Genomic DNA, 13,185 nt, shown 5'->3' with positions numbered 1-13,185 from the left:
TCCGGTCGGGACCTCCCGACAGCCTCAGACCCCGGACGTGGCCCGACCGGTGCGCGCCCAGGGCGCCCGGCGGGCCGCCCGCAGCGCCCTCCTGCGGCGCAGCCCGGTCAACCGGTCCGTGTAGACCTTGCCTTCGAGATGGTCGCACTCGTGCTGGAGACAGCGCGCGAAGAACCCGGTGCCGGTGACCCGGACCGGCTCGCCGTCGGCCGTGAAGCCCTCGACGACGGCCCGGTCGAACCGCGGGGTGCCCGCTTCGAGGCCGGGCAGCGAGAGGCAGCCCTCCGGGCCGCGTACGGTGATGCCGTCGGCCTCGACGAGCCTGGGGTTGACGAGGTGCCCGAGGTGACGGATGTCGTCGTCGTCCGGGCAGTCGTAGACGAACACCCGCAGGGGGACGCCGATCTGGTTGGCCGCGAGGCCGACGCCCTCGGCCGCATACATGGTGGCGTACATGTCCTCGACGAGCCGGGCGAGCGCGGGACCGAAGTCCGTGACGGGTTCACAGCTCCCGTGCAGCACCGGATCACCGAGCAGGCTCATGGCACGAATCAGTCCGGAACTGCCGGGGATCGGGCGGTTTCGCATGGCCGCAATCGTACGTTCCACGTGACCTCCACCTTCCCGGCGGTGCCAGGGTGCGGCCGTAGCGCCGGACATCGATAGGCTGGGCGTGGACCGATGCAAGGAGGATCTAGGACGATGGCAGGCAACACGGAGCCGCTGTCGCCACGGGCCAAGCTGGCCGTGACGGCGGGCAAGGCCGCGGCGGCGGTGTCACGCGCCGCTGGGCGCGGCAGCGGATCGGTGATCGGCGGCCGGGTGGCGCTCAAGCTCGACCCCGACCTGCTGGGGCGGCTGGCGCAGCACCTGGACGTGATCCTCGTGTCGGCGACGAACGGCAAGACGACGACCACCCGGCTGATCGCCGAGGCGCTGCGGGCCGCGGGCCCGGTGGTGTCGAACGCGCTCGGCGCCAACATGCCGGCGGGCATCACCTCCGCGCTGGCCGGCGGCTCGGACGCGCAGTACGGCGTGATCGAGGTGGACGAGAAGTACCTCGCCGGGGTCGCGCGCGACACGACGCCCAAGGTGATCGCACTGCTCAACCTCTCCCGCGACCAGCTGGACCGCGCGGCGGAGACCCGGATGCTGGCGGAGAAGTGGCGTGAGGGGCTGTCCGGTTCGAAGGCCGTGATCGTCGCGAACGCCGACGACCCGCTGATCGTCTGGGCCGCTTCCTCCTCCCCCAATGTGGTGTGGGTCGCGGCGGGACAGGCGTGGAAGGACGACGCCTGGTCCTGCCCGTCCTGCGGCGGTGTGATGCAGCGCCCCGGCGACGACTGGTTCTGCGGCGAGTGCGGATTCCGCCGGCCCGCTCCCAGCTGGGTCCTGCACGGCGACTACGTCCTGGACCCGCATGGTTCGGCGTGGCCGATCCACCTCCAGCTGCCCGGCCGCGCCAACAAGGCCAACGCCACCAGCTCCGCCGCCGTGGCCGCCGTCTTCGGTGTGCCGCCGCAGGTCGCGCTGGAGCGCATGTACCAGGTGCAGGCCGTCGCGGGCCGCTACGACGTGGTGTCCTTCCTCGGCCGTGAGCTGCGGCTGCTGCTGGCGAAGAACCCGGCGGGCTGGCTGGAGACGTTCTCCCTGATCGACCCGCCGCCCACGCCGGTGATCCTCTCCGTCAACGCCCGCGGCGCGGACGGCACGGACACCTCCTGGCTGTGGGACGTGGACTACACCCAGCTCGCCGGTCACCCGATCTTCGTGCTCGGCGACCGCAAGCTGGACCTGGCGGTCCGGCTCGAAGTGGCCGGTCTCGACTTCCGGGTCTGCGAGAACCTCGACGAGGCCGTGCAACAGGCCCCACCCGGCCGTATCGAGGTCATCGCCAACTACACCGCCTTCCAGGATCTGCGCCGTCGTGTCGGCAACTGACCCCGGCCCCGGCCACCTCCGGAGAGGACGAAGCATGAGCAACGGTCTGCGTCTGGTCTGGGTGTACCCCGACCTCCTCAGCACCTACGGCGACCAGGGCAACGCGCTGGTGGTGGAGCGCCGGGCCCGGCAGCGCGGTCTCGACGTGCAGCGCGTCGACGTGCGCAGCGACCAGCCGGTCCCGACGTCCGGCGACATCTATCTGATCGGCGGCGGCGAGGACCGGCCGCAGCGGCTCGCCGCGGAGCGGCTGCGCCGCGACGGCGGGCTCAGCCGGGCCGCGTCGAACGGCGCGATCATCTTCTCGGTCTGCGCGGGTTACCAGATCCTCGGTCACGAGTTCATCAACGACCTCGGTGAGCGCGAGCCCGGTCTGGGGCTGCTCGACGTGGTCTCCACCCGCGGCGAGGGTGCCCGGTGCGTCGGTGACGTACTGGCCGACATCGACCCGCAGCTCGGCCTGCCGCCGCTGACCGGGTTCGAGAACCACCAGGGCGTCACGCATCTCGGCCCGACGGCACGGCCGTTCGCCCGGGTGCAGCTCGGCCGGGGCAACGGCACCGGCGACGGCACCGAGGGCGCGTACAACGACACCGTCTTCGGTACGTACATGCACGGCCCCGTCATGGCGCGCAACCCGCTGATCGCGGACCTGCTGCTGAAGCTGGCCCTCGATGTGAACGCCCTGCCGCCGACGGACGACCGCTGGTACGAGGCGCTGCGCGCGGAGCGCATCGCGTCGGCGACACAGCCCGCCTGATGAGGCGGTTTTCGCTCGTCTGAGCGGAGTCCAGCAGGCGGACGCCCGGTTCGGTCCCGCCACCCTGCGCCGGTAGGGTGGCGGGGATCCAACCGGACGACGTGGTCCGGTCGTCGGCCCACGTTGCAAAGGTTTCCCGGGCAATGCGAATTGGTGTTCTCACCTCCGGCGGCGACTGCCCCGGCCTCAATGCCGTCATCCGTTCCGTCGTTCATCGCGCGGTGGTCGACCACGGCGACGAGGTCATCGGCTTCCACGACGGCTGGAAAGGCCTCCTGGAGGGCGACTACCGCAAGCTCGACCTCGACGCGGTCGGCGGCATCCTCGCCCGGGGCGGCACGATCCTCGGCTCCTCCCGGGTCCAGCCCGCCCATCTGCGCGGCGGGGTGGAGCAGGCCAGGGGCCACGTCTCCGACCTCGGTCTCGACGCGATCATCCCGATCGGCGGCGAGGGCACGCTGAAGGCGGCCAACCTGCTCTCCGAGGCGGGGCTGCCGATCGTCGGCGTACCGAAGACCATCGACAACGACATCGCCTCCACGGATGTGACCTTCGGCTTCGACACCGCCGTCGGTGTCGCGACCGAGGCACTCGACCGGCTCAAGACGACCGCCGAATCGCACCAGCGGGTGCTGATCGTCGAGGTCATGGGCCGCCACACCGGCTGGATCGCCCTGCACTCGGGCATGGCGGCCGGCGCGCACGCCATCGTCGTGCCGGAGCGCCCCTTCGACATCGACGAGCTGACCGAGGTGGTCGGGCGGCGTTTCTCGGCGGGCAAGAAGTTCGCGATCGTCGTCGTCGCCGAGGGCGCCAAGCCCCGCGAGGGCACGTCGATGGAGATCGAGCAGGGCACCAAGGACATCTACGGGCACGAGCGGTTCGCCGGCATGGCCACGCAGCTCTCCGGCGAGCTGGAGCGGCGTCTGGGCAAGGAGGCCCGCCCGGTGATCCTCGGCCATGTGCAGCGCGGTGGCACGCCGACCGCGTACGACCGGGTGCTCGCCACCCGCTTCGGCTGGCACGCGGTGGAGGCGGCGCACCGCGGCGAATTCGGCATGCTGACGGCGCTGCGCGGCACGGACATCGTGATGGTGCCGCTGAACAAGGCCGTGGAGACGCTGAAGACGGTCCCGGCCGAGCGGTACGCCGAGGCGGAGTGCGTGCTCTGAGCGACGCCTCGTCCTTCGGACTGCCCCCGGCCGCAGCTGCGGCCGGGGGCAGTTCTACTCTGGTCGGGACAACCGGCACGAAACGGGGATGCCCCCAGCAGGAGTGAACAGATGGATCACAGCGGGCACGGCATGAACATGGATCTGCCGCCGTTCACGCTGGGACGTGGGCTCCAATTCTCCGCGGACCCCTTCTTCCTCATCGGTTGCGTTCTCGGCATCGGCCTGTACGCGTACGCCGTGCTGCGGCTGCGCAGACGCGGGGACGACTGGCCGGTCGGCCGGATCGTGTTCTTCGTCGTCGGCGTGCTGAGCATCGCCCTGGTGATGTGCACCAGGCTCAACGACTACGGCATGGTCATGTTCAGCGTGCACATGGTGCAGCACATGGTGATCAGCATGCTGTCGCCGATCCTGCTGCTGCTGGGCGCTCCGGTGACGTTGGCGCTGCGTGCACTGCCGGTCGCGGGCCGTGGCCGCACGGGGCCGCGCGAGCTGCTGCTCAAGCTGCTGCACAGCCGGTACATGAAGATCATCACGCATCCGGCCTTCACGATCCCGCTCTTCATCGCCAGCCTGTACGGGCTGTACTTCACCCCGCTCTTCGATTTCCTGATGGGCTCGAAGACCGGTCACATCGCGATGATGGTGCACTTCCTCGCGGTCGGCCTGGTGTTCTTCTGGCCGATCATGGGCGTCGACCCGGGGCCGCACCGCCCCGGCTATGTGATGCGGATGCTGGAGCTGTTCGCCGGGATGCCGTTCCACGCGTTCTTCGGTATCGCCCTCATGATGGCGACCACCCCGATGGTGGGGACGTACCAGAATCCGCCGGCCTCGCTGGGCATCGACGCACTGAGCGATCAGGGCTGGGCGGGCGGTATCGCCTGGGCCTTCAGTGAGATCCCCTCGGTGCTGGTGCTGATCGCGCTGGTCTTCCAGTGGTACCGCTCCGAGCAGCGGACGGCGAAGCGCTCGGACCGCCGGGCCGACCGGGACGGTGACCAGGAGCTGCAGGCGTACAACGCCTATCTCGCCTCATTGCAGGCGCGCGGGCAGTAGCGGTGGGCATGCCTCAGGGGTGACGATGGCATCCACGGCCGCACGGCCGATGAGGAGGGTGCGGGCATGTCCGGATCCACGAAGGCCATGGGAGTGCTCACGCTGACCGCCCTGGTCGTGGTCACCGCCTACACGGTGGCCCTGGGGAGCAGCGGCTGGCTCTGGTTCGGTTGGGTGGTGCTCGGCCTGATCACCCTGGGAATGGCGGCGACGCGCGAGTCCTGATCCCGGGGATCCGCGCGGGCGGCGCCCCGTTCCCGGGGCACCGCTCGGCGGGTGTTTCCTCAGGCCTCCTGGAGCCCTGGATGACCGGCCTCGGTCACGTAGGAGGTCCGGGTCGAGATGGGTGCGCCGGGGGTGGTGACGTACGGGAGCACCTTGAAGTCGGCGCGGCAGCTGTTCCGGGTCAGCGAGCAGTGCACGTATCCGCGCTGGAAGTTTGTGAACTTTATGTGCTCGTTGGCCGCGAGCAGCCTGGCGCCGGAGGGGTCCAGGTCCATTCCGTCCTTGGTGGTGGAGATGGACGAACCGACGAATTCGACACCGAGCGTCGGTGATCCCGGATCGTCGAAGTTCTGCTTGAGATCGGCGGCGAGGTGGCGGTGCATGTCGCCGGTGAGGACGACCGGGTTGCTCACACTGCGGTCGGTGAGCTCCTTGAACAGCCGTTGGCGGGCGTCCACGTAACCGTCCCAGAAGTCCATCACGAATGCCTGGCCGGGGCCGGGGTCGGTGTCGACCTGGGTCACGGGGATCTGCTGGGAGATCATGTTCCACGTCGCGTCGGAGCGCCCGAGGCCGTTGAAGAGCCACTGTTCCTGCTCGGGGCCGAGGATGGTGCGGCCCGGTGTCAGCCGTTCGTCGCAGCCGCTCCTGGTGCCGTCGCCGCAGGGCTGGTCGTCGCGGAAGAGCCGGGTGTCGAGGATGTGGAAGGTGGCCATCCGCCCGTAGCGCAGACGGCGGTACATGCGTGCCTCGAAGCCGTTCGGCTTGTTCGGCAGCCGCAGCGGGAGGTGCTCGTAGTAGGCCTGGAAGGCTGCCGCCGCGCGCTCGCGGAAGACCGCCGGGTCCTGGTCGGGCTCGGTGTCTGCCTTGGACTTGTCGCGCGCCCAGTTGTCCTCGACCTCGTGGTCGTCCCAGACGAGGGCGAACGGGTGGGCCTGGTGGGCGGCGATGAGGTCGGGGTCGAAGCGGTGGAGGGCGTGGCGGTTGCGGTACTGGACGAGGTTCATCGGCTCGGGCCGCAGCTCGGCGGCCACGGGGACGTTGCGCACGCCCCCCATGGCGTCGATGGCGTTCTCGTAGATGTAGTCGCCGAGGTGCAGGACCAGGTCGACGTCCTCCTCGGCAAGGTGCCGGTAGGCGGTGTAGAAGCCCTCGAACCACGCCTGGCAGGAGACGAAGGCGAAGTCGAGCTCCCTGGGCCGGCTGTTCGGCGGGGGCGCGGTGCGGGTGCGGCCGACCGGGCTGTGCATGCGGCCGGCGCGGAAGCGGTAGTAGTAGTGCCGGTCCGGCTGGAGTCCGGAGACCTCCACGTGGACGGAGTGGGCGAGCTCGGGCACCGCCCGGGTCCGTCCCCGGCGTACGACGGACCGGAAGCGGTCGTCGCGGGCGACCTCCCACTGCACGTCGACGGCGTACGGCGGCATGCCGCCGCTGCCGTCGGGCGCGAGGGGCTGGGGGGCGAGGCGGGTCCACAGGACGACCCCGTCCGGCCACGGATCGCCGGACGCGACGCCGAGGGTGAACGGGTCCTCGTGGAAGGGTGTGTCACCCCAGGCCCGGCCGGCCGACAGGCCGGACGCGGCCAGGGCCATGCCGACCGTTCCGCCGAGCATCACCCGTCTCCCGAACCCTCCGGTACCACTTGACGCTCTGTTCATTTGCATGAAACTCGTCCCTTCGTCGGGCGGGATTCCGTCCGGTACGAGATGGGATCGGCGCGTGATTTCACGCCCGTCCATGTGGTAATCACAGGGTGAATATCACAGAGGAAACACACGCCACAAGACCACCTACGAGTGGTCATATCGCCGTTCACAGGTGGTTAGTTGAGGGGACATCAGCCCTTCTCCGACGCGACCGATCCCAGGTCGGCAACACCCTTGACACCCCTGAGGGCGGCTCATAGTCTCCACGCCACAGAATTAACGTTAGATTTCACATCGGGAAATTCGGTGCGACGGAAGGACGTGTTCGTGTCCGGTTCCCCGGCAGCGGGTGTCCCCGCCCGCCGCCCCGCCGAAGGGCCGGTGACCGGCCGTCCGGAGGCCCGGAGGCTGCGTCCGTACGGCCTGCGGTGCGAACACCGCACCACCCCGCTGGGGATCGACGAACCCGCGCCCCGGCTCTCCTGGCGGCTGGCCTCCGACGTCCGTGGCGACGACCCGGTGGCCTACCGGATCCGCGTCGCCGAGCACGCCGGGGATCTGGACGGGGGCGGCCGACTCCTCTGGGACACCGGCCGGGTGGCCGATCCCGGCGCCACGGCCGTCGACTACGCCGGTCCGGCTCTGCCGGGCCGTACGCGCTTCCACTGGCGGGTCTCGGTGTGGCCGACCGGGTCGGACACGCCCGCCGAGGACAGCTCGTGGTTCGAGACCGGCTTCACCCGGACCGACGAGTGGCGGGCCTCGTGGATCACCCACGAGGCCCGCCCGGTCGATGTCATGGACGCGCCCACCGAGGGCGAGTTCGCCCTCGACGACCACGGGCTCGCCCCGTGCCCCGTGCTGCGCCGGGCCTTCACCGCGTCGTCCGGCACCCGGGCCAGGCTGTACGTCAGCGCGCGCGGCCTGTACGAGGTCCGGCTCAACGGCGAACGGGTCGGCGACGCCGAGCTCGCACCCGGCTGGACCGACTACCACCACCGGGTGCAGTACCAGACGTACGACGTGACCGCCTCGCTGCGGGACGGCGAGAACGTCCTCTCGGCCACCGTCGCCGACGGCTGGTGGAGCGGATTCGTCGGCTTCGAGCCGCGCCGGGCCGGGGCCCACTACGGCTCGTACCCCCAGTTCCTGGCCGAACTCCACCTGACCGGGGCGGACGGCCGGTGCTCCGTGCTGGTCACCGACGACACCTGGCGCACCGCCACCGGGGTGATCCGCCACGCGGATCTGCTGATGGGCGAGTGCCATGACCTCCGGCGCTCCGCCGATGGCTGGGAGCTGCCCGGCTTCGACGACTCCGGCTGGTCCCCCGCCCAGGTCACCGACGCCGATCACCGCCTGCTGGTGGCCTCCGCCGACGAGCCCGTGCGGGCGATGACCGCACTGCGGCCGCGCTCGGTCGAACGCGTCTCCCCCGGGACCCACGTCGTCGACTTCGGCCAGAACCTCGCCGGACGCGTACGGCTGAGCGTGCGCCGACTCGCGGCCGGGGCCCGGGTGGTGGTCCGGCACGCCGAGGTGCTGGACGGGACGGGGCAGCTGTACACGGCCAATCTGCGCACCGCCGCGGCGACCGATGTGCTCGTCGGGGACGGGCGCGAGCACATCGTGTTCGAGCCGCGCTTCACGTATCACGGGTTCCGGTACGCGGAGATCAGCGGCGTGCCCGAGCTGGCCGAGGCCGATGTCGTCGCCGTGGCGCTGCACAGCGACACCCCGTGGGCCGGGGAGTTCGACTGCTCGGACGCCGAGCTGAGACGGCTCCACGACTGTGTGGCGTGGGGACAGCGTTCGAACTTCGTGAGCGTGCCCACGGACTGTCCGCAGCGCGACGAGCGGCTCGGCTGGCTCGCGGACGCGCAGGTCTTCCTGCCCACGGCCGCGCTCAACGCGGATGTCGCCGCGTTCTTCACCAAGTGGCTGCGCGATGTCGACGACGCCCGCACCCCCGACGGCGGCTTCACCAATGTCGCTCCACGCCTCGTGGGCGTCGCGGACGAGGGGGCGCCCGGCTGGGCCGACGCGGGAGTGATCATCCCCTGGCACCTCTACCGCGTCTACGACGACCCGCGGTTCCTCTCCCGGGCCCTGGAAGGCATGTGCGCCTGGGTCGACCTGATCCATCGCCACAACCCCGGTCTGATCTGGCGCGACCGGGTGGGCCCGCACTTCTCCGACTGGCTCGCCCCGGGCACCCCCACCCCGCGCGACGTGATCGCAACCGCGTACTTCGCGCAGAGCACCCGGCTCACCGCGCAGGCCGCCGATGTGCTCGGGCAGAAGGACACCGGCGAGCGCTACCACCGGCTGGCGGACGACATCCGCCGTACGTTCACCGAGCAGTTCGTGACGTCCCTGAATACCGCGGACGGCCTGTCCGTACGCGTCGCCGGTGACACCCAGACCGGGTATCTCGTCGCGCTCGCCTTCGATCTGCTGCCCACCGGGCTCGCCGAGGCGGCCGCCCGCCGTCTCGCCGAACTCATCGAGTCGGCCGGGCCCGCCCTGCTGACGGGATTCCTCGGGGTGGCGCTCGCCGCGCCCGTCCTCGACGACCACGGACGGGCCGACCTCGCCCATGCGCTCCTGCTCCGCGACGAGGTGCCTTCGTGGCGGTTCCCGCTGCGGCACGGCGCCACCACGATCTGGGAACGCTGGGACGGCTGGACCCCGGGCACGGGATTCCGGGCACCGTCGATGAACTCCTTCAACCACTACGCGCTCGGTTCGATCGGCGAATGGCTCTACCGCGGTGTCGCCGGCCTGGACCAGGCGCCGGACTCCACTGGATACCGGCACCTGCGGATCCGGCCGCGCCCCGGCGGCCTGCGCCACGCGAGCGCCCACCACGAGACCGTGCGCGGCACCGTGAGGGTGACCTGGGAGCGGCAGGGCGACCGGATCGCCCTGCGTGTTCTGGTACCGCCCGGCGCCACCGCCGATGTGTACGTGCCCACCACGGACCCCGGCTCGGTCCGCGAATCGGGCCTGGTGCCGGGCGCCGACGACCGCCACATCACGCTGATCGCGACCGCCTCCGACCACGTGGTCCACCGCGTGTCCTCGGGCTCCTACCGCTTCACCGCGACCCATCCTCCGGTGGACTGCCACGCGGGGCCGGCCGGGGCGGAACTGCCGCTGTCGCTCACCCCGAGCCGACGCACATCAGGACCGGCGACGAAACCTTCGTTCGCCCGTTCGTACGAGGAGGACACACCATGACGACGGGTTCTCGCTTCCGGCCGGGCCGAAGCACGGTCGGCCGCCGGGGATTTCTCCGGATCGGCGGCGGGGTCGCGGCGCTCGCCGCCCTGCCGCCCGCTCTGACCGCCTGCTCCGACTCCGGCGGCGGTTCCGGCAAGCTGCGCGTCGTCGGCGTCGCCGACCAGCAGAAGCCGATACAGGAACTCGTCGGCCTCTACCGCAAGTCCCATCCCGACGACTCGTTCGCCACCTCCTTCGCGCCCACGGACCAGGTGCAGACGGTGCTGCGCACCCAACTCGCCGGGGGCAACGCCCCGGATGTGCATGTGCTCTATCCGGGCAGTGGCAGCGCCATGTCCATGGTCGAGCTGGCCAAGGCCGGTCTGCTCGCCGATCTCAGCGAGCAGGCGTGGACCAAGGAGGTTCCGGCGAACTTCCACCCCGCTTACCGGCGCGAAGGAAAAACGTATCTCTACTCGGCGGGCAGCAGCGCCATCGGCGCCATCTACAACAAGAAGGCCTTCGCCAAGGCCGGGGTGGAACCGCCCCGGACGTGGAGCGAGCTCCTGGATGTCTGCGCCAAGTTGAAGGCCAAGGGCATCATCCCGATCGCACTCGGCGCACAGACGGCCTGGGTCACCCAGCTGATCACGTACGCGCTGGTCCCCAACGCCGTCTATGCGAAGAACCCCGGGTTCGACGCCGAGATGGCCTCCGGCAAGGCGCACTTCCGCGGCTCCGGGTGGGCCGACGCCATGGGCAAGTACCAGGAACTCCAGCGCCGGGGATTCTTCAACGAGAACCCCAACGGAACGACGTACGAGCAGCAGACCTCGATGGTCGCCGGTGGCAAGGCCGCCATGGCCGTCCAGGTCTCCGCCGTGCTCGCCAACTTCCGCCAGGCCGCCCGGACCCCGGAGGACCTCGGCATGTTCCCCTTCCCCGGTGGTGACGACCCCGCGAAGCTGTGGATCCCGGCGGGCATCGTCGTCGGGCTCGGCGTCTCGGCGCGGTCCAGGAAGTCGGCCGCGGCGAAGGCGTTCATCGAATTCCTCGGGAAGCAGGAGAACGTCGACCGCTGGGCACAGTCCGTGGCCGCGATCCCGTTCAAGCGCAATGCCTCGACGAAGATCGACCCGGTCCTCTCCGACTTCCTGCCCATCATCGACGACAACCGGGCGGTCCCCTTCATGGACCAGAGCTGGCCCAACGCCGAGGTGCAGCCCGCCCACTTCGCCGCCGTGCAGAATCTGCTCGCCGGGAAGACGGACGTCGACGGCGCCCTGGGGCAGATGGACGAGGCCTACGGGAAGAAATCGTGACGAGCGCCCCCCAGAAGACTGTCCCCGGCGTGGTCACGGCGGCCGGGGACGTTCCACTAACGGGTCACGGCCGACCGGCCCGGCGCCGCGACCACACCGTCCCGCCCTGGCTCTTCGTCGTCCCGGCCCTCGTCGTCTACGCCGTCGTCGTGCTCTACCCGAGCCTCGCCGGGGTGATGTACGCCTTCACCGACTGGTCGGGCATCGGCGGCTTCTCCTTCACCGGCGTGGACAACTTCCGCGCCCTGCTCGACGACAGCCGCGCCCTGGAGTCCGTCACCAACACCCTGCTCCTGACCATCGCCGTGGTCGTCGTCCAGAACGGCATCGGCCTGCTGCTGGCGCTCGGTGTGCACGCCAACATCAAGTCCCGTGCGGTACTGCGGCTGATCTTCTTCGCACCGGCCGTGGTCAGCCCCGTCATGGTCGCGATCCTGTGGAAGTACGTCTACAACCCGGAGAACGGCGCCGGGCTCAACGGGCTGCTCGGCGCCGTCGGACTCGGCGGGCTGCGTCAGGACTGGCTCGGCAATCCCTCGCTCGCCCTGTGGTCCGTCGCGGCGATGGTCGTGTGGCAGTACGCGGGCTACTCGATGGTCGTCTTCCTGGCCGGGCTCCAGGGCGTGCCCGCCGAACTCCACGAGGCCGCGAGGATCGACGGGGCGGGTTCCTGGCAGCGCTTCCGCTATGTCACCTGGCCGCTCCTGGCCCCGGCGCTGACGATCAACCTGATGCTGTCGACCATCGGCGGTCTCAAGCTCTTCGACCAGGTCTACGCCGCCACCAACGGCGGTCCCGGCACCTCCAGCGAAACCCTGTCGACCGTCCTGTACAAGGAGGCGTTCGTCTACGGGAAGTTCGGCTACAGCACCGCCGTGGCCCTGGTCCTCGCGCTGTTCGTCGCCGCGGTCTCCCTGGTCCAGCTCCGTTATCTGCGTGCGAGGGAGGTCACCGCGTGAGCGTCACAACGGCCCGCGGACCGGCGAACCGGAAGGCCGGCCGCGGGGGCCGCAGACCGCGGTACGGGCAGTACGCCCTCGAACTGGTCATGATCGCCGTCGCCGTCGTCTTCCTGTTCCCGGTGTACGCCCTGATCACCCTGGCGATGAAGGACCCCCGGCAGATCTCCGAGTCGCCCCTCTCGCTGCCCTCGCCGCCCACCTTCGGCAACTTCGGCGACGCCTGGTCCTCCGCGTCGTTGGGGCCCGCACTGCTCAACAGCACGGTCATCACCGTCGTCAGTCTGCTGCTCCTGATCGCCGTCGGTTCCACCGGGGCCTACTACCTCGCGCGGTGCGCCCGCGGCCTCGGCTACGGGCTGTACATCCTGTTCCTGCTGGGCATCGTGCTGCCGTTCCAGCTCGGCATGATTCCGCTGTACAAGCTCGTCGACGACCTCGGCTGGCTCGGCACGTACCAGGGCATGGTGCTCTTCTACACCGGCATCCAACTGCCCTTCACCGTCTTCCTGTACACCGGATTCATCCGCGCGCTGCCGCAGGACTACGCCCAGGCCGCGCTGATCGACGGCTGCAACCACCGGCAGGCGTTCACCCGGATCGTCTTCCCGCTGCTGCGCCCCATCACCGGCACCGTGATCATCCTGAACGCGGTGTTCATCTGGAACGACTTCTTCACACCGCTGCTCTACCTGGGCGGCTCCGACAAGGAGACCGTGCCGGTGGGCATCTTCGCGTTCGTCGGCCAGTACGTTTCGGACTACGGGCTCGTCTTCGCCGGACTGGTGCTCGCCGCACTGCCGATCCTGATCGTCTTCGTGGTCCTCCAACGCTATGTGATCAAGGGCTTCGCGGGCGGCCTCAAGGGCTGAG

General features: G+C 70.1%; 11 protein-coding genes. 9 read left to right on the top strand and 2 right to left on the bottom strand.

The window, feature by feature from the left end; translation table 11 throughout:
• Positions 1-24 precede the first annotated feature (24 nt).
• The gene (def, locus tag OG842_RS34585; protein ID WP_266735235.1) at positions 25-588 is read right to left on the bottom strand and encodes a peptide deformylase; all 564 of its coding nucleotides are present in this window, start codon (positions 586-588) and stop codon (positions 25-27) included.
• Between the two features lie 114 nt (positions 589-702).
• Here def and OG842_RS34580 point away from each other — a divergent pair, with 114 nt between their 5' ends.
• The 5 genes from OG842_RS34580 to OG842_RS34560 all read left to right on the top strand — a co-directional run bounded on the left by OG842_RS34580 (position 703) and on the right by OG842_RS34560 (position 5,160).
• Entirely contained in the window at positions 703-1,941 is a 1,239-nt protein-coding gene (locus tag OG842_RS34580) for a Mur ligase family protein (RefSeq protein ID WP_189544649.1), read from the top strand.
• Between the two features lie 34 nt (positions 1,942-1,975).
• Positions 1,976-2,701, top strand: a complete 726-nt coding sequence (locus tag OG842_RS34575) for a type 1 glutamine amidotransferase (protein WP_266735241.1) — start codon at positions 1,976-1,978, stop codon at positions 2,699-2,701.
• Between the two features lie 143 nt (positions 2,702-2,844).
• Positions 2,845-3,873 (top strand): 6-phosphofructokinase, encoded by a 1,029-nt coding sequence (locus OG842_RS34570; protein ID WP_266735243.1) that lies wholly within the window; start codon positions 2,845-2,847, stop codon positions 3,871-3,873.
• Between the two features lie 111 nt (positions 3,874-3,984).
• Positions 3,985-4,935, top strand: coding sequence for a cytochrome c oxidase assembly protein (locus tag OG842_RS34565; protein WP_266735245.1), 951 nt, complete (start codon positions 3,985-3,987; stop codon positions 4,933-4,935).
• Between the two features lie 66 nt (positions 4,936-5,001).
• Complete coding sequence (locus OG842_RS34560) at positions 5,002-5,160, top strand: hypothetical protein (protein ID WP_107408259.1); 159 nt, start codon at positions 5,002-5,004, stop codon at positions 5,158-5,160.
• Positions 5,161-5,219: 59 nt separating this feature from the next.
• On the opposite strand, the gene OG842_RS34555 is transcribed toward OG842_RS34560, so the two are convergent.
• Positions 5,220-6,773 (bottom strand): alkaline phosphatase D family protein, encoded by a 1,554-nt coding sequence (locus OG842_RS34555; RefSeq protein ID WP_266735247.1) that lies wholly within the window; start codon positions 6,771-6,773, stop codon positions 5,220-5,222.
• Between the two features lie 360 nt (positions 6,774-7,133).
• On the opposite strand from OG842_RS34555, the gene OG842_RS34550 reads away from it, so the two are divergent.
• The 4 genes from OG842_RS34550 to OG842_RS34535 are packed head-to-tail and all read left to right on the top strand — an operon-like array spanning position 7,134 to position 13,184.
• Positions 7,134-10,049 (top strand): alpha-L-rhamnosidase, encoded by a 2,916-nt coding sequence (locus OG842_RS34550; RefSeq protein ID WP_328512595.1) that lies wholly within the window; start codon positions 7,134-7,136, stop codon positions 10,047-10,049.
• On the top strand, positions 10,046-11,353 hold the full coding sequence (locus OG842_RS34545) for an extracellular solute-binding protein (protein ID WP_266735251.1): 1,308 nt from the start codon (positions 10,046-10,048) through the stop codon (positions 11,351-11,353). Before OG842_RS34550 ends, OG842_RS34545 begins: the two co-directional genes overlap by 4 nt.
• Positions 11,350-12,312 carry a carbohydrate ABC transporter permease gene (locus OG842_RS34540; RefSeq protein ID WP_266735252.1) on the top strand — a complete coding sequence of 321 codons (963 nt, stop codon included), beginning with the start codon at positions 11,350-11,352 and terminating at the stop codon, positions 12,310-12,312. The genes OG842_RS34545 and OG842_RS34540 overlap by 4 nt, the downstream gene beginning before the upstream one ends.
• On the top strand, positions 12,309-13,184 hold the full coding sequence (locus OG842_RS34535; protein ID WP_266735254.1) for a carbohydrate ABC transporter permease: 876 nt from the start codon (positions 12,309-12,311) through the stop codon (positions 13,182-13,184). Before OG842_RS34540 ends, OG842_RS34535 begins: the two co-directional genes overlap by 4 nt.
• Position 13,185 lies beyond the last annotated feature (1 nt).

The organism is Streptomyces sp. NBC_00376 (genome assembly GCF_036077095.1).
Lineage (GTDB): Bacteria > Actinomycetota > Actinomycetes > Streptomycetales > Streptomycetaceae > Streptomyces.
This window is presented reverse-complemented; position numbering and strand designations above follow the sequence as displayed.